Origin of the sequence: Psychrobacillus sp. NPDC096623, from assembly GCF_044762655.1 — a bacterium.
GTDB lineage: Bacteria > Bacillota > Bacilli > Bacillales_A > Planococcaceae > Psychrobacillus.
Genome location: NZ_JBIWER010000003.1, coordinates 299,943 through 318,776 on the forward strand (window position 1 = coordinate 299,943; position 18,834 = coordinate 318,776).

General features: G+C 37.4%; 18 protein-coding genes, 1 tRNA gene, 1 pseudogene and 1 riboswitch. Of the genes and pseudogenes, 2 read left to right on the forward strand and 18 right to left on the reverse strand.

Annotated features, from left to right (window positions below; translation table 11 throughout):
* Positions 1 to 15: 15 nt before the first annotated feature.
* The 5 genes from ACIQX2_RS10980 to ACIQX2_RS11000 form a co-directional block, all read right to left on the reverse strand.
* Positions 16 to 804, reverse strand: a complete 789-nt coding sequence (locus ACIQX2_RS10980) for an SDR family NAD(P)-dependent oxidoreductase (RefSeq protein WP_402849972.1) — start codon at positions 802 to 804, stop codon at positions 16 to 18.
* A gap of 81 nt (positions 805 to 885) precedes the next feature.
* Entirely contained in the window at positions 886 to 1,905 is a 1,020-nt protein-coding gene (locus ACIQX2_RS10985; RefSeq protein ID WP_402849975.1) for a TRAP transporter substrate-binding protein, read from the reverse strand.
* A gap of 26 nt (positions 1,906 to 1,931) precedes the next feature.
* Complete coding sequence (locus ACIQX2_RS10990) at positions 1,932 to 2,948, reverse strand: amidohydrolase family protein (protein ID WP_402849978.1); 1,017 nt, start codon at positions 2,946 to 2,948, stop codon at positions 1,932 to 1,934.
* A gap of 47 nt (positions 2,949 to 2,995) precedes the next feature.
* Positions 2,996 to 3,994, reverse strand: coding sequence for a VOC family protein (locus ACIQX2_RS10995; protein WP_402849980.1), 999 nt, complete (start codon positions 3,992 to 3,994; stop codon positions 2,996 to 2,998).
* Between the two features lie 290 nt (positions 3,995 to 4,284).
* Positions 4,285 to 5,343 carry an NADH:flavin oxidoreductase/NADH oxidase gene (locus tag ACIQX2_RS11000; protein ID WP_402849983.1) on the reverse strand — a complete coding sequence of 353 codons (1,059 nt, stop codon included), beginning with the start codon at positions 5,341 to 5,343 and terminating at the stop codon, positions 4,285 to 4,287.
* A 663-nt stretch (positions 5,344 to 6,006) separates the two neighbouring features.
* On the opposite strand from ACIQX2_RS11000, the gene ACIQX2_RS11005 reads away from it, so the two are divergent.
* On the forward strand, positions 6,007 to 6,801 hold the full coding sequence (locus ACIQX2_RS11005) for an IclR family transcriptional regulator (RefSeq protein WP_402849986.1): 795 nt from the start codon (positions 6,007 to 6,009) through the stop codon (positions 6,799 to 6,801).
* A gap of 378 nt (positions 6,802 to 7,179) precedes the next feature.
* On the opposite strand, the gene ACIQX2_RS11010 is transcribed toward ACIQX2_RS11005, so the two are convergent.
* The 10 genes from ACIQX2_RS11010 to ACIQX2_RS11055 form a co-directional block, all read right to left on the reverse strand.
* Positions 7,180 to 7,253 (reverse strand) — tRNA-Arg (locus ACIQX2_RS11010).
* Positions 7,254 to 7,338: 85 nt separating this feature from the next.
* Positions 7,339 to 7,836, reverse strand: coding sequence for a metallophosphoesterase family protein (locus tag ACIQX2_RS11015; protein ID WP_402849989.1), 498 nt, complete (start codon positions 7,834 to 7,836; stop codon positions 7,339 to 7,341).
* Positions 7,837 to 7,845: 9 nt separating this feature from the next.
* The gene (locus tag ACIQX2_RS11020) at positions 7,846 to 8,448 is read right to left on the reverse strand and encodes an XTP/dITP diphosphatase (protein WP_402849992.1); all 603 of its coding nucleotides are present in this window, start codon (positions 8,446 to 8,448) and stop codon (positions 7,846 to 7,848) included.
* Positions 8,449 to 8,552: 104 nt separating this feature from the next.
* Positions 8,553 to 9,350, reverse strand: coding sequence for a glutamate racemase (gene racE, locus ACIQX2_RS11025; protein WP_402849995.1), 798 nt, complete (start codon positions 9,348 to 9,350; stop codon positions 8,553 to 8,555).
* A 9-nt stretch (positions 9,351 to 9,359) separates the two neighbouring features.
* Complete coding sequence (locus ACIQX2_RS11030; RefSeq protein WP_402849998.1) at positions 9,360 to 9,815, reverse strand: MarR family winged helix-turn-helix transcriptional regulator; 456 nt, start codon at positions 9,813 to 9,815, stop codon at positions 9,360 to 9,362.
* A gap of 78 nt (positions 9,816 to 9,893) precedes the next feature.
* Entirely contained in the window at positions 9,894 to 10,118 is a 225-nt protein-coding gene (locus ACIQX2_RS11035) for a helix-turn-helix domain-containing protein (RefSeq protein WP_254771325.1), read from the reverse strand.
* 61 nt (positions 10,119 to 10,179) lie between these two features.
* On the reverse strand, positions 10,180 to 10,632 hold the full coding sequence (locus tag ACIQX2_RS11040) for an acyl-CoA thioesterase (RefSeq protein WP_402850002.1): 453 nt from the start codon (positions 10,630 to 10,632) through the stop codon (positions 10,180 to 10,182).
* A gap of 108 nt (positions 10,633 to 10,740) precedes the next feature.
* Positions 10,741 to 11,517 carry a succinate dehydrogenase iron-sulfur subunit gene (gene sdhB / locus ACIQX2_RS11045; RefSeq protein ID WP_093060469.1) on the reverse strand — a complete coding sequence of 259 codons (777 nt, stop codon included), beginning with the start codon at positions 11,515 to 11,517 and terminating at the stop codon, positions 10,741 to 10,743.
* 2 nt (positions 11,518 to 11,519) lie between these two features.
* Positions 11,520 to 13,277 carry a succinate dehydrogenase flavoprotein subunit gene (sdhA, locus tag ACIQX2_RS11050; RefSeq protein WP_402850005.1) on the reverse strand — a complete coding sequence of 586 codons (1,758 nt, stop codon included), beginning with the start codon at positions 13,275 to 13,277 and terminating at the stop codon, positions 11,520 to 11,522.
* Between the two features lie 49 nt (positions 13,278 to 13,326).
* Entirely contained in the window at positions 13,327 to 13,938 is a 612-nt protein-coding gene (locus tag ACIQX2_RS11055; protein WP_402850008.1) for a succinate dehydrogenase cytochrome b558 subunit, read from the reverse strand.
* Positions 13,939 to 14,221: 283 nt separating this feature from the next.
* On the opposite strand from ACIQX2_RS11055, the gene ACIQX2_RS11060 reads away from it, so the two are divergent.
* Complete coding sequence (locus ACIQX2_RS11060) at positions 14,222 to 14,635, forward strand: YslB family protein (RefSeq protein WP_402850011.1); 414 nt, start codon at positions 14,222 to 14,224, stop codon at positions 14,633 to 14,635.
* Positions 14,636 to 14,973: 338 nt separating this feature from the next.
* Here ACIQX2_RS11060 and ACIQX2_RS11065 read toward each other — a convergent pair whose 3' ends face one another.
* From ACIQX2_RS11065 to trxA, 3 genes and pseudogenes are all read right to left on the reverse strand, one after another.
* On the reverse strand, positions 14,974 to 16,203 hold the full coding sequence (locus ACIQX2_RS11065) for an aspartate kinase (RefSeq protein WP_402850013.1): 1,230 nt from the start codon (positions 16,201 to 16,203) through the stop codon (positions 14,974 to 14,976).
* A 96-nt stretch (positions 16,204 to 16,299) separates the two neighbouring features.
* Positions 16,300 to 16,478, reverse strand: a riboswitch (Lysine riboswitch).
* A gap of 191 nt (positions 16,479 to 16,669) precedes the next feature.
* Positions 16,670 to 18,460, reverse strand: a complete 1,791-nt coding sequence (gene uvrC, locus ACIQX2_RS11070) for an excinuclease ABC subunit UvrC (RefSeq protein ID WP_402850016.1) — start codon at positions 18,458 to 18,460, stop codon at positions 16,670 to 16,672.
* Positions 18,461 to 18,510: 50 nt separating this feature from the next.
* Positions 18,511 to 18,831 (reverse strand): annotated as a pseudogene (gene trxA / locus ACIQX2_RS11075) (thioredoxin); the annotation flags it as partial.
* Positions 18,832 to 18,834 lie beyond the last annotated feature (3 nt).

Consider the following 18,834-nt stretch of genomic DNA (forward strand, 5'->3'; position numbering starts at 1 on the left):
TTTCATCTCCTCCCATCAATAATTATTGAATTGCTTTGCTAATAACTTAAACTGGCCACCTGAGGTTAGTCCTCCATCAAGAATTACCTCAGTCCCTGTCATATATGAAGAATCATCTGAAGCAAGAAACGTCACTGCCTTAGCTATTTCAAAGGCTTCTCCTGCCCTGCCCAGTGAGTTCATACCATTGGACAACTTGATAAGATCCTGGATTGATTCATTAAATGGTGTATTGATAAAACCAGGATGAATAGAATTTACCCGGATACCTAATTCGCCAAATTCCATAGCAGCTGATTTTGTCATTCCTCTAACAGCCCATTTTGAAGCTGTATATGCTACTGCAAAATACCCAGTCAGACCTGTTATGGAAGACATATTGATAATGGAGGCATTTCCGGATTTTTTCAATAACGCCAAGCAATATTTCATTCCAAGAAATACCCCTGTTTGGTTAACGGTTATAACATGATTCCAATCTTCCAATGTGCATTCCTGAAAAGTAGCCCGTTTGTTTACACCTGCGTTATTAACCAGCACATCCAATTTATTTATTTTTTTGCTCATCTCATCAATAAAATCTTTCCACTCATTTTCACTGGTTACATCCAGACGATAAGTAATGATCTCAGCATTTCCATATTGTTTTACTGTCTCTTTTGCTTCCAATAATCTTTCATTATTATCGCTAACCATTATTACGGTATCTGCTTTTTCTTTAACAAATTCTATAGCATCTGCTAGCCCAATCCCATTGCAAGCTCCAGTCACTAATGCAGTCTTCCCGTTTAATTTTCCTGACATGACAATAACCCTCCATATAGATATCAAAAAGGTTGTCTGCACAAACATTTATCACTGTTTTGAGACAACCTCTTCATAAAATTATTGTTTCTTCACTGTGTCAATAAATTCTTTTATTAATTCATTGTTATTGGCGTATTCTTCATGAACTTTTTTAGCCTCTTCAATAAATTCATCACGGTTATCCAGTTCATAAATATTTATTAGTTCTTTCAGTTCTTTTTCGTCTTCAACATCATTAATAAGTAGTTGTTCTGTCCCCCACTTAACAGATGATGTAAACGCTTCATCAATAATTTTCCGGTCATTTTCAGGCATATTATCATAATTTGCTAGACTAGAAGCAACCACACCACCGAATACCATATGTCTAGTCAATACATAGTTTTCAGCTATTTCATAATACTTTTCTGATAAAATTGCATTTTTATCTATAGAAAGACCATCAATAACACCTGTCTGTAGGGCATTATATACTTCAGGTAATCCCATCGCTATTGGACTTGAACCAAGTCCTTTCCAAAAATCCAATACAGCTGCTCCACCAGTAAAACGCAATTTCTTCCCATTTACATCATCCATGACTTTTATTGGTTCCTCTTTGAGAAGAAGATTATGAGTTCCTGCATGTAAGTAACCCAATCCTTTAATGCCCTGCTCTTCAAGTAATCCAAGCATTTCCTTTGCTGGTGCTGTTTCAGTCGCTGCGACGGCAGCTTCCAAATCTTCAAATAAGAACGGTAGGTTCCATGCATCGAATTCAGGGACACGTGTGCTTAGATAAGGAACAGTAAGTATAGCAAAATCAAGTGAACCACTTGACATTTGTTGCACCATATCTGCTTCAGGACCTAACTGTGCTGCCGGAAAAAGTTCAAGTTTCATTCTGCCATCAGATCTCGCATCTAATTCTTCTTTGAACTTCTCTGCAAATTTATGCCAGTTATGACCTGTTTGCGTAACATATGACATTTTAAAGTTATAGGTACTCTCCCCCTCAGCAGTAGCAACATCTGTTTCAGTTTTACTATTACCACATGCACCTAATAAAAGAACAGCCGACATCAAAATCATGCCAAACATTTTTTTTGGATTCTTCATGAACTTGCTCCCCCCATTTTTTACTATCAAATTTTAACCAATTCATTCAATCCTAGAAATTCCAAAGCGTTCTGTCCAAGCATTAACTTTGCATCCTCTTCTGAAATACCAACAAGGTTGTCAATTACCTTTCCTACCGGTTTTTCACGCAGTAGGAATGGATAATCGGATCCGGCTATAATTTGCTTTGCCCCAAAACGATCGATCATGAATTTCAAATTATCTGGATCGTATACAAGTGAATCATAATACAATTTTTTCGCATAGGAACTTGGTGGTTGTACTGTATTCCGGGTTTCCGGCCAGACTTCCCAGCCTTGATCCATTCTTGGAAGGATATAAGGAAGGGACCCACCCCCGTGTGCAAAGCAAACTTTCAGATTCGGCAGTTTGTCCAGCAGCCCGCTCATAATGATACTTCCTGCTGCAAGAGCAGTTTCTGATGGCATTCCCACAGTATACATTGTATTGAAACGCTGCAACCTTTCTTTACCTAGAGTTGCCCATGGGTGAACAAAAAGTGGGACATTCATTTCTGCTGCTGCTTCAAAAAATGGATACAATGAATCGTCATCCAGGTTCAGTCCGTTTACATTGGAACCTATCTGTATTCCTCTAAGCCCTAGCGCTTTAACAGCCCTTTCCATCTCATCTACCGCCAGTTTCATATCTTGTAGTGGAACTGTTCCCATTCCGATAAATCTGTCAGGATATTTTTTCGACACAGAAGCGATAAAATCGTTTTGTGACTGGGAGAGCTCCAGTGCAGCCTGACTGTCCGACCAGTATGATAGAGTGACTGGAATCGGAGAGAGTACCTGAATATCCACTCCTTCCTTATCCATGTCTTCAATCCTCTTTTCAGGATCCCATGTCTGATCGGTTATTTTCCTGAACATTTTGCCTTGTATTCTTATTTCAGCACCACAGCTACAAGTCTTTTGAAGTGTTGGAAACCTGTCATCTTCATATTTTGCGGCTAGGTCAGGAAAATCTTCCGAAATAATGTGTGTATGAAAATCAACACGTAATTTTCTTTTCAAAGCTGAAAATCTCCTTTCTATTCTTTTAAACCTAGTCAACTGTCATTCTATTTCTTTATTTCTGTCCCATAAGTCAAGTAGCTCTCCGGTGGCGTGCTTCCCCACATATCAAGTCCAAACTTCCCAGTTCCTGATTGCCACTCGATCGGCTTCCAGTCTGGGGCGAAAATAAGCATTCCACCTGTCCATAGTTCAATCCGGTTGCCCGATGGTTCAAATGCATAGAGGAATTGCGCTCCACTTGTACCATGCTTTCCTGGTCCCCACTCGATTTTGATGTCATTTTCGGCCATGATATTTAAGGAACGCAGTAATTCATCTGGCGAATCCAAGTAATAAGCTACGTGATGGAGGTGTGCTCCTGATTGATTACTGTTGCGCATGAATGCAATTTCATGTGCGATATTTGTTTTGCTCAGCCATGAGCCGAGACGGACGTCTTCTTCATTTTGGATATAGTATCGATGATGGATTCCAAGGAAATTCGTCCACCATTCCTGTTCATTTCTAACATCATCCACCATCACATTCACATGGTCAAAGCGGCGAGGTGCTGCGCCTTTCCCGCTGTATTTCATTGGGTGACTTGGCAATTTTGAAGCTGTGAGTGGATTAGAGTACTTTTCCATATCCCAGTAAAGCTCAACGGGAATACCGGCAGGACTGTGGAATTTAATAGCATCCCCCTGTGCAAGTTCAGTACCTCCTTCTATCCACTTATAGTCAGTACCCGAATCTTTTAAAGCTTTTTCGAATGCGTATAGTGACTTTTCTGAGTTTACTCGCCATCCAAAATGGTCTAGGCCGGATTTTTCAGCTTTATTTAGTACCAATGTGTGATGATCCCAGTCTTGCCATGCTCTAAGATAAACCTTGTCTTCTTCTATAGAGGATATATGTAACCCCAGAACTTCTGTAAAAAACCATGTAGATTTTTCCAAGTTAGTCACATTGATTGATGCATGACCAATATGCGCAACACTCGATAATTTAAGATCCAGTTCAGTCAACTCTACTTCTTTTTGCTTTACATTTGTTGTAGTCATCTTTTCATTCCTCCAGGTTTTTAATCTATTTTTTAATCAATTATTCAGAAGCAGAAAACGCTTACATAAAACAGAATTTTTCGATAATTTATATTACTAAAATAACCTATCTTTGAATAACTCTGATTATATGAGGTAAATTGGATAAACAAAAGCACTGAATTCCTCTATGTGGAACAAATTATAAAAGTAGTAAAAAATATTTTTTTGGTTTAAATTGATGGAACTAATTGGCAAGAACTTTTTTGAGCTTTACATTTATGTGTTTCAGCTGTTTAGTCGGGCTCTTTTTATTTTGGACTGTAGGAAACTTTAAATTCAAATGCAGCCTTATACTGTTTAGATGTGGGAATTTGTTGTTCTAATTCTGCTGCGGCGCTAATTGGCCAATATGGATTTTTTAACATCCCTCGTCCTACAGCAACAAGATCAGCCACATTATTCTCAATCAATGCGTTAGCAAATTGTGCGTCTTCTAATCTCCCAACAGCAATAATAGGTATATTAAAAGTTTTTTTCATAGCTTTTGCAAATGGCACTTGATACCCTTGTTTAGACTCCGGGTTACCTCGAGGTGTCATCCCAGATTCTTCGTAAGATGCCTCCCCACCTGAACTAACATGAATTATATCGACGCCTGCCTTCTCATATTCCTTACATATTTGTTGAATGTAATCGACATCATATCCCCCTTCTACATACTCCTTGGCCGATATTCGCATAATTAAAGGCATATCAGCAGGCATTTCCCTTTTTACTGCTTCAATCACTTCTACACTAAATTTGGTCCGATCAAGACCATATTCATCCGTGCGTTGGTTGATATATGGTGAATGAAATTGGTGAATTAAATATCCATGCGCTCCTTGTAGCTCAATTGTATCGAAGCCTGCTTTTACAGCACGTTTTGCAGCTAAACCAAATTTTTCCACTACTTGTTTAATTTCATCTGTTGAGAGCATTTTAGGTTTATTGAACATAGTATCAAAAGGTATTTCCATTGAAGAGACAGGAACTTTACTATATTCCGATTTTCGTCCGGCATGTGAAATTTGAATTCCAATCTTAGAACCATATTGATGGCAACTTTCCACAATTTTCTTAAATGCAATAGCATGTTCATCCGACCATAAACCTAAGTCTTGCTCTGTAATTCTTCCGTCAGGATCGACGCTTGTAATTTCAACGATGATTAGTCCTGCTCCACCTATTGCCCTTGACGTATAATGTACATAATGCCACTCATTAGGCATTCCATCGACTGCAGAGTATTGGCAGACTGGCGGCATTACCACACGGTTTCTAAGCTCTAAACCTTTACATTTAAAAGGACTCATTAATTGATTCACTGATTTGCCTCCTCTATTATTCACTCTCAACAATTCCATTGAAATTTAAGTTAGAACATAATAGGAAATTTCATATAGATTAGACCCTTAAAATTAAATGAACTAATCTCCAACAAATATGCCCTCTATCAATTTAAATATCTCGTCAACTATTAATAATCCTATTTTTAAATATGCTCCTTATCTACTGAGAAAACACGCGTCCCTCTTCACTAACCGCTTCCTACCTCTTCTAGCTATGCTCAAAATTACCCCCTTATTTCTGAGTAATATGTGAAATATGCTTCAGGCTTTTACTGCCATACATATCTGACCAACAATTCCTTAGATTTATTCCTGCAACTAGCTCCTATTATACGAGGCTAATGTGCAAACAAAAGCCTTGAATTCCTCTATGTGGAACAAAAGTGAAAAATTTAATAATAATTCCGAAAACTTAGTTTGATTAATTTTTTAGTAATTGTTATTTGAAATACGTGTTTCCAAAGTGTTACTACGTGAACTTAAAAATAAGACGGTTAAAAGGAATGTAGTGCTTTTCCAAAAAGTGATATTTGAAAGTTATCAATCTATGTAGACATAAATATTTTAAAATGTTAGAATATTCAAAACCTTGTTATTCAGTTTCTCTATATGGAACAGCTAACGAAAGAGGAGTGTAAAATGTCTAAGCAAAACAATAATCCGCAAATTCTCTCATCTGTCAGTAATGCACTTCGTATTCTCAAAAGTTTTTCTACATTTGAACCAACACTAAAGGTAAGTGACCTCTCAGAATCTCTCGGTCTGGCTAAAAGTACTGTAAGCCGTTTACTTGCTACACTTGCTGAAGAAGATTTTGTTATAAAAGATAAAAAGACTGGAAAGTACAAACTTGGATTAACGGTATTAACACTTGGCGGGATTGTGACAAATCATTTAGAGATCCATAAAGAGGCAGCACCCGTACTAAATAAATTAGTACATGAAACTGGAGAAACAGCACATTTATCGGTTCTACATGGTATGGATACAATTTATATTCATAAGGAAGAATGTAGCCATCCAGTTCGTATCCTCACCCATTTAGGAAGAAAAAACCCATCATTCTGTACGAGCTCTGGGAAATTACTGCTTGCTTATGATGAAAATAATCTTGTGGAAGAGGTAATCAATGGAGGGTTGCATGCATATACAAGCAATAGTATTACAGATCCCGAGAAGTTACGAAATGAATTAAAACTAATCCGTGAAAGAGGATATGCAATAAGCACCGAAGAATTAACAGAAGGAACAAGATCTATCTCAGCACCTATTCGTGATTACACGGGGAAAGTTGTCTCTGCCATAAATGTGGTCGGCCCTATCCAACGTATGAAGGATTACAAGGTGCCGGACATCGCTAAAAAGGTTATGAGTGCAGCCGAAGAAGCTTCTGAAAGGATGGGATATGATAAACGATTTTTTGGAGTAAGATAAACCTTCTTTCTACAGTTAGAAGGTTATTCCTTAAATCGTAAGGTACTTGAAATAGTCACTTAGAACTAAAGCAACTCTTTGGGTAGCGCTGTAGATTGCACTTGAAGAAACAAGCAGTCCAGAGGGTTAGTGAAAAATGACTTTCTGTGACAGCTTTTTAAAAATGAATTTTATTTTGCACTGAGATGTTTTTGTAATTTAAGGAGTTTCATGCACAACAGAATTCTAATAAGAATTTGTTTACAACGTGTATAAAAAACACCTTATTATATTTGATTGGTTCTAAATATCCAAAAACATAAAAATGCTTCAAAACCTATAAAATAGGTCTTGAAGCATTTTCAATGTTGTACAAACTTATTCAATCTAAACCTTCAATGTCCCAGGAGGGATTCGAACCCCCGACCGACGCCTTAGAAGGGCGTTGCTCTATCCAGCTGAGCTACTGAGACAAGTACTCCCCCACCTAAACTGATAGGAAAGACAAGATTTATTATATAATGATAAGAAAGATAAGTCAACACTATTTCAAAAAATTTATAAAGTTACTTTTTCAAGCAGTATATGTTCATCTGAATAAAATAGAACTGTCCAAGAATCACCGTTATACTCAGCTATTGCGTAGCTTTTTTCTTTACGTCCACGAGGTTGTTGAAGACTACCAGGATTAATAAATAATATACCTTCCTTCATTTCTGCTCCTAATAAATGCGAATGACCGAAGCAAACAACAGAGGCTTGTACCTCCTGTGCTCGATAAAAAAGCGACATTATAGTCGATTTTACATTGTATTTATGGCCATGAACTACGAGTACTTTAGCATCCTGGACAGAGAATAACTCCTCTAAAGGAAAACGATTGTCGAGATCACAATTCCCCCGAACAACATGAGTAGGTTTTTCAAAAAAGTAACTTGCATCTAACTCACTATCCCCACAATGGATAATGGCATTCACTTCCTGCTGATGTCGCTCTATAACAAGTTCCATTGTCTCGGTGGCACTATGTGTATCACTCATTATTAATAGCTTCAATTTCCTCACCTATCCTTCTAAAATGGATTCTTTTAGAACTAAAGAAAGTTTATTAATCGCATTGCCACGATGAGAAATTGCTCCTTTTTCCTCAGCAGATAGCTCTGCCATCATCTTTTGTTCAGAAGGAACATAAAAAATTGGGTCATATCCAAATCCATTGGTCCCTTTTCTCTCGGTTCCAATTATTCCTTCACAAGTCCCTCTAACAGTTATAGGTTTATTGTTTGGAGAGGCAACTGCGATAGCACAAACAAAGCGTGCCGTTCTTTCGGGTTCTTTGACACCTTCTAACTCATGTAGAACTTTATCTATATTTGCCTCATCGCTTTTCTCTTCGCCCGCATATCGAGCAGAATAGATGCCTGGTCGTCCATCCAATGCATCAATTTCTAAACCACTATCGTCCGCGATGACCAACGTTTGTAAGTGCTCTGCTAGTGCAGAAGCTTTAAGTAATGCATTTTCTTCAAAGGTTGTCCCAGTCTCTTCCACATCCATTTCTTCCGCCACATCATGAAGTGTCTTAACTTCATAGCCTAATGGGTTAAATAATGCTTCAAAGTCTTTTGCTTTTCCTTTATTTTTAGTAGCTATAATAATTTGTTTCAAGTAAAATCGCACCCTTCTGTTGAATTTTAGAAAATTCCTTAGTCCTTTAATACGTATCAATAAGAAGAAGACCCCGCTAATCGAGGATTCTCAAGCTAACAGGGTCATTTAAATGAAATTGTTCGAATATCTGCACTCGGTATTTCCAACCACTTCTCTACAATCGTTTTGAATATTGGCACAGATCCTGTTGTATAAAATATGGGTGTTTTATTTTGTTTATTAGGATTATTAAGTTCATGATAATTTAAATACTCTTTGACATCATGAGCAGTTTCTTCGGCAGAAGAAAGTACTTTTACATCATTCCCTACTGCCTCTTCAATATGCTTTTGTAAAAGTGGATAATGCGTACAACCTAAAATAACGGTATCAAATTGCTCTTTCTTCAATGGAGTTAATGTTTCCAATACCATATTTCGAGCAAATTCACCTTCGTATTCATTACTTTCTACAAGTGGTACAAAGGTTGGGCATGCCAGTGGAATCACTTTACTAGACGTATTTAAGGAAGCAATAGCTTCCTCATACGCACCACTTTTTATAGTACCGCTTGTACCTAGCACTACGATTTCATTACTTTTTGATGCTTTAATTGCTGCCCTAGCACCTGGGAAAATTACCCCTATTACAGGAAAAGGCATCTTTTTGCTTAAAGAATTAAGTGCGACTGCAGTTGCAGTATTGCACGCAATTACTAACATTTTTATATTCATTTTTGCTAATGCATTAGCCAATTGCCATGTAAACTTTCGTACCTCTTCGCTTGTTCTAGGGCCATACGGGCATCTGGCAGTATCGCCAATATATATTATTTTTTCATTTGGTAGTAATTGCATAATTTCTTTCGCAACTGTTAACCCACCAACTCCAGAGTCTATAACACCAATTGGGGCTTTCACGTCAATTCCTCAGTTCTTCATCTCTTGATGTAGTTTTTCTAATAATATTGATAAATTTGTAACTTCAGCTTGATCGAAATGTTGAAGTACATCTTCCAAATACTGTTGTCGTTTATCGATAACCTCTTCTATAATTCGTGCGCCCTCTTCTAACAAATGTATACGAACAACACGGCGATCTTGTTCATCTCTAATACGCTTTACGAGTTTGCTTTTTTCCATACGATCAATCAAGTCCGTCGTTGTACTAAAAGCTAAATACATTTTATTGGATAAATCACCGATAGTCATATCACCAAGCTCTAGTAACCATTGTAGTGCTACAAACTGCGGTGGCGTAATAGTATAGGCACTTAAAATCTTTCGACCCTTTTGTTTAATGATTCCTGATATATGTCGAAGCTCTTTTTCTAAAAAAGCAACTTGATCTTGATCTAATATTGTCTTATTTATATCCTCTGCCATCTATTCCTTCACTCCTCAAAACAATAACCTTCTTTCTATTATTGTGACGTGTTATGAGGAAAATGGCAAGGATTCATATCAATTCAGTGATAGTTCACCTAATCGTAATAATTCCACAATCGCTTGTGACCTACCCGAAACTCCAAGTTTTTGTATTGTATTGGAAATATGGTTCCTAACTGTTTTCTCACTTATCGATAACAAAGCTGAAATATCTTTCGTAGAATTATCTTCTACTAATAATTGAAAAATTTGACGTTCTCTACTTGTCAAAATCGAACGATGCTGATTATTGTCGTACAATGCCATAGCCCCCTATCCACTCTCCTACTAACGTATGTAGCGTGGGGATGGTAGGTGACGGCTAGTTAATACTCTTTTGAAAAACTTCTCGTTCTTCCTCAGACCATTTTGCAGCTCGACCAGTTTTCTTGTCAATTTGGACGATGGACCCCCGACCTGTAAAGACAATTTCACCTTTTTCGTTCTTCGCCATGTAGTGGATATCTACAGAGGATGAGCCAATAGTATTTGCTTTCACATAAATGTGGAGCTTCTCATCAAAGAATACTTGCTTTAGGTAATCACATTGCAAATCAGCGACTACTGGAATTTTTTCTCCCTTTGGATTTAACCAATCATTCATAAGCTGAATATGCTTGAAGTATTCTATTCGCGCATACTCAAAATACGCAAATGTAACTGTATTATTCAAATGTCCATACATATCCGTTTCTGAAAAACGTACACTAACCTCTGAATAAAAATGGAAATCCCGCTCCCATAACGCAATATCTTCTATGTAATTAGCTTTCATAAATTAAACTCCTCCTAAAATGAATGAATATTCATTTATTGTAACAGAGAAAGAAAAAATCTGCATAGAATAGTGATATTCTACACAGATTTCCTATTTTATTCTCTATTAGTCAACCATATGGTCGCTTCCAAAGAAGTCTTTGAACATTTGAACAGTTGTATCACGGTTCAATGCAGCGATAGAAGTTGTAAGTGGAATACCTTTTGGACAAGCAACGACACAGTTTTGAGCGTTACCACAATTAGCAAGTCCACCGTCTCCCATAATTGTATTTAAACGTTCATCCTTGTTCATAGAACCAGTTGGATGTGCGTTAAATAAGCGTACTTGTGAAAGTGGTGCTGGTCCCATAAAGTTAGAACCACTGTTTACGTTTGGACAAGCTTCTAGACAAACACCACAAGTCATACATTTAGACAATTCATATGCCCATTGACGTTTGCGTTCTGGCATACGTGGTCCTTCACCAAGATCGTATGATCCATCAATTGGAACCCATGCTTTTACTTTTTTCAACGAATCAAACATACGTGTACGGTCTACTTGAAGATCACGTACAACAGGGAATGTTTTCATTGGTGCTAATTGGATCGGTTGTGTCAATTGATCGATTAATGCTGAACAAGATTGACGCGGACGACCATTAATCACCATTGAACAAGCTCCACAAACTTCTTCTAAACAGTTCATATCCCAAGTTACAGGAGTTGTTGATTTACCATCAACATTTACAGGGTTTTGGCGAATTTCCATTAGAGCCGAAATAACGTTCATATTTGGACGATAATTTACTTCGAATTTTTCCCAATATGGTGTAGATTCAGGTGTATCTTGACGTAAAATTTCAAATTTTACTTTTTTTGTTTCAGTTGCTGTAACCATTATTAATTATCCCCTTTCGCAGAATAATCGCGTTTACGAGGTGCAATAAGAGAAACGTCTACTTCTTCGTAATGGAAAACTGGAGCTCCAGTAGCTGGATCATATTTCGCCATTGTTGTTTTCAAGAACTCTTCATCATTACGTTCAGGGAAATCTGGTTTGTAATGTGCTCCACGACTTTCATTACGATTAAGTGCACCTAATGTAATAACGCGTGCTAAATATAACATATTTTTAAGCTGACGCGTAAATGATGCACCTTGGTTAGACCATTGTTGTGTATCATCCATATTAATATTTTCGTAACGCTCAAGCAGCTCTTGAATTTTCTTATCAGTTGCTTCTAATTTGTCGTTATAACGAACAACAGTTACGTTATCCGTCATCCACTCACCAAGCTCCTTATGAAGTAAGTACGCATTTTCCGTACCTTTCATAGAGATAGTTTTATCCCATTTCTCTTGCTCTAGTTTTACCTCAGCTTCAAAGATGGAATCATCCATATCAATTGCATGTGTTTTAAGGTGACTCATATATTTAACTGCATTTGGACCTGCAACACTTCCACCGAATACAGCAGAAAGCAATGAGTTAGCACCTAAACGGTTTGCACCATGTTGAGAATAGTCACACTCACCTGCAGCAAATAATCCAGGGATGTTAGTCATTTGATCATCATCTACCCAAAGTCCACCCATTGAGTAATGTACTGCAGGGAAGATTTTCATTGGCACTTTACGAGGATCATCACCAGTGAATTTCTCATAAATCTCTATGATACCACCAAGCTTAACATCCAGTTCATGAGGATCTTTATGAGAAAGATCTAGATAAACCATGTTTTCGCCGTTAATACCGAGTTTTTGGTTTACACATACGTCAAAGATTTCACGTGTTGCAATATCACGAGGAACTAGGTTTCCGTATGCAGGATATTTTTCTTCGAGGAAATACCAAGGTTTACCGTCTTTATATGTCCAAATACGTCCACCTTCACCACGAGCAGATTCTGACATCAAACGTAGTTTATCATCACCAGGAATTGCTGTTGGATGAATTTGGATAAATTCTCCGTTCGCATAATAAGCTCCTTGTTGATAAACGATCGATGCAGCAGAACCAGTGTTAATAATAGAGTTAGTAGTTTTTCCGAAAATAATTCCAGGTCCACCAGTAGCCATAATAACTGCATCTCCGCGGAATGCACGAATTTCCATTGTCAGAAGGTTTTGCGCTTTAATACCACGACAGACGCCTTCATTATCTTTAATAATTCCAAGGAATTCCCATCCTTCGAATTTTGTTACTAGACCATCAACTTCAAATCGACGAACTTGCTCGTCAAGTGCGTATAAAAGTTGTTGACCAGTTGTGGCACCAGCAAATGCAGTACGATGCATTAATGTTCCCCCGAAGCGACGGAAGTCTAATAATCCTTCAGGTGTACGGTTGAACATAACACCCATACGGTCAAATAGACTAATGATACCAGGTGCAGCATCTGCCATCGCTTTTACTGGTTTTTGATTTGCAAGGAAGTCTCCACCGTATACAGTATCATCTAAATGTACTGCCGGAGAATCTCCTTCACCTTTTGTATTTACAGCTCCGTTAATACCGCCTTGGGCACAAACTGAGTGCGAACGTTTTACGGGAACTATCGAAAATAGATCTACATGCGTGCCATCTTCGGCAGCTTTCATTGTTGCCATTAAGCCAGCTAATCCACCGCCGACAACAATTAGTTTACTTTTTGCCATGCTATTCTCACTCCTCAATTTAATAGTAGTTGAACGTCTTTACTGTTTCTTAAACGAATGCTAGAAGAGCTTGTACGCCAACTACAGATAACGCTAAGAAGATAATTAATGTTACATAAGTTGCAATTTGTTGTGATCTTGCAGATTGTGTGATTCCCCAGCTAACTAAGAATGACCAAATACCATTAGCTAAATGGAATGTAGCTGAAATAACACCTACGATATAGAAACCTAACATCCATGGGTTAGATAAAATTTCTGCCATCATATTAAAGTTAACTTCTTTTGCTCCGATTGCTGCTTGGAAACGTGTTTCAAATACATGCCACACGATAAATACTACTAGGAAAATACCAGTGAAGCGTTGTAAAATGAACAAATAATTTCTTAACGTACCAAATCTCTGCGGATTATGCTTTGCAGTAAATGCAATGTAAAGTCCGTAAAATGCATGGAACATTAATGGAAGAAAAATTACGAAGATTTCTAACATATAGCGAAATGGTAGACTCTCCATGAAGTGAGACGCATTATTGAATGCCTCTTCTCCTCTCGTAGCAAAATGATTTACTACTAAATGCTGCGTTAAAAACAGACCTACAGGAATAATACCTAGTAAGGAATGTAGTCGACGCCAATAAAATTCGCGTTCTTTCGACAAAACAATTACCCCCTCAAATTTCCGAGCAAAAGCAATGAAAACTATTGTAAAAAATCATTTGTTCTCAAAACTTTCACATCATCAAGTTACGTATTTATGACATATCCATTGTACTCTCATCATTTTAGAGCGTCAAGGCATCTTTCTGATTTTCCATGTGGATTCTTCTACCTTTCTTAGATAATAGTTTGATTATTAAATCACAATCTATCGGGTCCCAATTGCTATTAATTTATGATAAAATAAATAGGCAATAATGATTTTTGGAAAGAAGGGTTGCTACTTGGATGAAAAGAAACATTCACATGTAACTTCCTTTGGATATGAGATAATAAGAGACCACGTGCTTACTTCTATTCTCGGAAAACATGAAAAAGATATTTTATATTGGGCTGGAAAAGATTTAGCTCGTAAATTCCCCCTCTATTCGATGGAAGAAGCCGTTACGTTTTTCAATGAAGCCGGATGGGGTACATTACATTTAGAAAAAACGACAAAAGATTCGGCTTTTTATACATTAAGTACATATAATCTACCTCAGAGTGGACAAAGTAGAAGTCATCGATTAGAAGCAGGTTTTTTAGCTGAACAGCAGCAGAAGCTTAGTGGCTTTTTGACTGAATGTTATGATGAAGAAGTTAAAAAGAATGGCATCGTATCCTTACAAATAAAATGGGATTCTAAAACAAAAGGGTAATAGGATAGTCAATCGCTGACTTTTCCTATTACCTTTTTTTCAAAAGATATTATTTAAGATAATCCCTAGATACCGGCTCTTGATAATTAAACAAAAGAATATCGCTTTGATTTCCGCTCCAGGCGGACGCCTTCCGCTACATTCAATAAAATGTGTAGTACTTCACTTTAATCTAGAACAAAGTGTATCGCTTACATGACGAGTTGAATTATCAAAAAACGGACTCGAGCCATGGTTCCGGAAAGAGTCCACCCTAACGGAAAACAACTGTAGTGGTAATCAAATAAAAAGCCCTGAAAACTTTATTCTTCATAAAATTTTCAAAGGTTGGTTATAGTTTAAACTGATTGATGGGTTAACGAAAGATTGAATTCGTCATGCAGGGCATTGGCCGCTTCAATCATATGCTGCTGTGGCACTACAACGGACACTTTTATCTCTGATGTACTCACCATTTTCACCGGAATATTTTCAATTCTTAAACGGTCAAACATTTGAGCAGCTACCCCTGGGTTCGATACCATTCCAGAACCTACTATAGAAACCTTAGCTAGACCTACTTCAAAATCAGCGAAGGTAAAGCCAAGTTCTTGTTTATGTGTTTCTAAAACTTTGATCGCTTCAGCCAAAGACTCCTTCTTAATCGAAAATGAAACTGCCGGTTTTACTCCATCTACTATCGACTGAACAATAATATCCACATTTATATGATTTGCAGCTAGTGTTGTGAAAATAGAGGCTAATGAACCATTAAATGGCACCTCATATTCTATAGTTAATCGAACGATATCGGATTCAAATGCAATCCCACGAACTACTAAATTATTTTCCACATCTACTTCCTCCTTCAAAATCGTTCCTTCTCCATCTTTATAGCTTGGACGTACACGCAATGGAACTTTATAGTTTTTAGCAAATTCAACTGCCCGTGGATGTAATACACCTGCGCCTAAATTAGCAAGTTCGAGCATTTCGTCATATTCCAGCTGTTCAAGTTTACGAGCATTCTCAATATAGCGCGGATCTGATGTGTATATACCATCAACATCGGTGTAAATATCGCAAGTTTCCGCTTGGATGGAAGCAGCAATTGCAACAGCTGTTGTATCAGATCCACCTCTGCCAAGTGTGGTAATTTCACCATTTTCGGATATCCCCTGGAAGCCTGCTACAATTACTACTTTGTTCGAAGCGAGTAAATCATCAATTTTAGATGGATTCAACTTCAATATTTTCGCATTTCTATGCACATCATCAGTCACTAGACCTGCTTGAGCACCTGTTAGAGAAATGGCATCTATCCCTAATGCATTTAACTTAATAGCAAGTAAAGCCATCGTAATTTGCTCTCCATTGGACAAAAGCATGTCCATTTCTCGTTTTGATGGAGATTCCGCTAATCCGTATGCTAGGTTCGACAATTCGTCAGTTGTTTTACCCATTGCCGATACAACAACGACTACATCATTCCCTTTTTCCTTTTCATCTTTAATTCGAGTAGCAACATTTGCAATTTTTTCTGTTGATTCAACAGAAGTACCGCCAAACTTCATTACAATTTTAGTCATGAACATCCGCTCCCTAATTTCTCTGTAAGGATTAAAAAATGCTTTCCACATATTGTGAAAAGCATTCGTCTCATACACGGTCTAAAAAATCTGCCCATGAGAGATAGCCCTCCAGAATATAAATTCTGACAATCCTACATCTCTTAAATGCAGAACCAACAATAGAATAGGAAAAGCTATTCTATGTTTCGGCGAAAAACCCTTTCCACAGCCATTCTCGGAACTTTCCTTCCTCCTGCTGAGTACTGATGTTTTATCGCACCTCTATCTTCACTGTAAATATAGTGAATATAAAATTACGCCTCGGAGTAATTGCGTGCAGATTTTGAATTGCGCTTACGCAATTAACTCCCTTCAAAATCTGTGACATCCGCCGGAGGCTTAACTTGAATCAACAATTCCTATGTGTCCATTTGCAACATTCTTTTATTGATTCAAGTTAAATTGAATTAACTTTAACATACGATTATTCAGAAGACAATAATTTTTTCTGAAAATGATTAATCACAATCTCTGCCTGCTTACTCGGAAGACCAGCTTCTATGAGCTCTTCTTTACTGGCTGCTTGAATTTTCTTTAACGACCCAAAATGCTTTAAAAGTATTTTTTTCCGTTGAGGGCCGATACCTTCTATACCATCTAGCGAAGATGCAATCGTATGTTTTCCACGCTGCTGTCTGTGGAAAGTAATAGCAAAACGATGAACTTCATCCTGTATTCTTTGCAGCAGATAAAAACCTTCACTCGTCCGCTTCATAGGTATTAACTCCAAAGGATCGCCGTATATAAGCTGAGAGGTTTGATGCTTACCATCTTTTGCCAGACCTGCAATTGGAATATCTAACCCTAGTTCATCCTCTATAATTTCGCGTGCAGCTTCAATTTGTCCTTTCCCACCATCAATAATGACCAAATCAGGCAGGGGCAAATTCTCCTTCAGTACACGAGTGTATCTTCTACGTACAACTTCTCGCATTGCTCCGTAATCATCATGTTTCGCTGCTGTTTTTGTTTTATATTTTCGATAATCCTTTTTACTGGCTTTGCCGTCAATAAAAACTACCATCGCAGAAACCGCATCAGTGCCATGGATATGCGAGTTATCAAAAGCTTCAATACGCATAGGAGGAGCAATTCCCATTGAATCTCCCAGCTGCTCTACTGCACCAATTGTCCGTTCCTCTTGTCTTTCAATCAAATGGAACTTCTCAGAAAGCGCTATTTTAGCATTTTTTTCAGCTAATTCGACTAGATTTTTCTTCGTTCCTCTTTGCGGAACGAAAACCTTCATTTCTAGAAGTTTTGAAGCCAAATCGATGTCCGTAGTCAAAGGAACATAAATTTCTTTTGGCTTAATATGCTCTGACTTCGCATAAAATTGGCCTAAAAATGTTAGAAACTCCTCTTCAGGATCACGGAATAGAGGAAACAATGAAACGTCTCTTTCAATAAGCTTCCCTTGTCTTATAAAAAATACTTGAACACACATCCAACCTTTGTCTACATGCCAACCAAAAATATCTCTGCTTGTAAAATCATTCATCGTCATTTTTTGCTTTTCCATAACCTGTTCTATATGTGAAATTTGATCTCGATACTCTTTTGCCCGTTCAAATTCAAGTGCTTCTGCAGCTGCATTCATTTTTGCTACCAATTCTTTTTTCACTTGTGTGTGACCGCCATTCAAGAAGCTAATTATTTCTTGAATGATTGAATCATAAACATTCTCTTCAATTTTTTTCACACACGGAGCTAGACATTGACCCATATGATAGTAGAGGCAAACTCGATTTGGCATTTTATGACATTTACGAAGTGGATATAAACGATCTAGAAGTTTTTTCGTTTCATGAGCTGCATGTGAATTCGGATAAGGACCAAAATATTTCCCTTTATCTTTTTTAACCTGTCTCGTAATGATCAATCGTGGATCTTTTTCAGCAGTAATTTTAATATATGGATACGTTTTATCATCTTTTAACATAATGTTATATTTGGGATCATGCTTTTTAATAAGATGAAGCTCTAATATTAAAGCTTCCAGCTCAGATGATGTGACGATATATTCAAAGTCAACAATTTCTTGCACTAATCGAAGTGTTTTTCCATCGTGTGCACCTTTAAAATAAGAGCGTACACGATTTTTCAATATCTTCGCTTTGCCGACGTAGATAATAGTTCCTTGCCGGTCTTTCATTAAGTAACATCCTGGCTCATCTGGTAAGATGGCACATTTTTGTTCGATCAATTCATTCATATTATCACCTGTTTAAAAAAACCGGGCACTATGGAGCACCCGGTTTTATATTATGCGTTTTTTTCTACGAATTGTACTAATGCTTCTTTTGGTTGGAAGCCTACTGCTTTGTCTACTGGTTGACCGTCTTTAAATAATACTAATGTTGGGATAGACATAATACCGAATTGACTTGCAGTTGCTTGGTTTTCATCAACGTCTACTTTTACGATTTTAACTTTATCGCTCATTTCTGCGTCCATTTCTTCTAATACAGGAGCAATCATTTTACAAGGTCCGCACCATGTTGCCCAAAAATCTACTAATACTAAACCTTCTTCTATTTCTGCGTTAAAAGTTTGATCTGTTCCGTGAACTATTGCCATATTAAAATT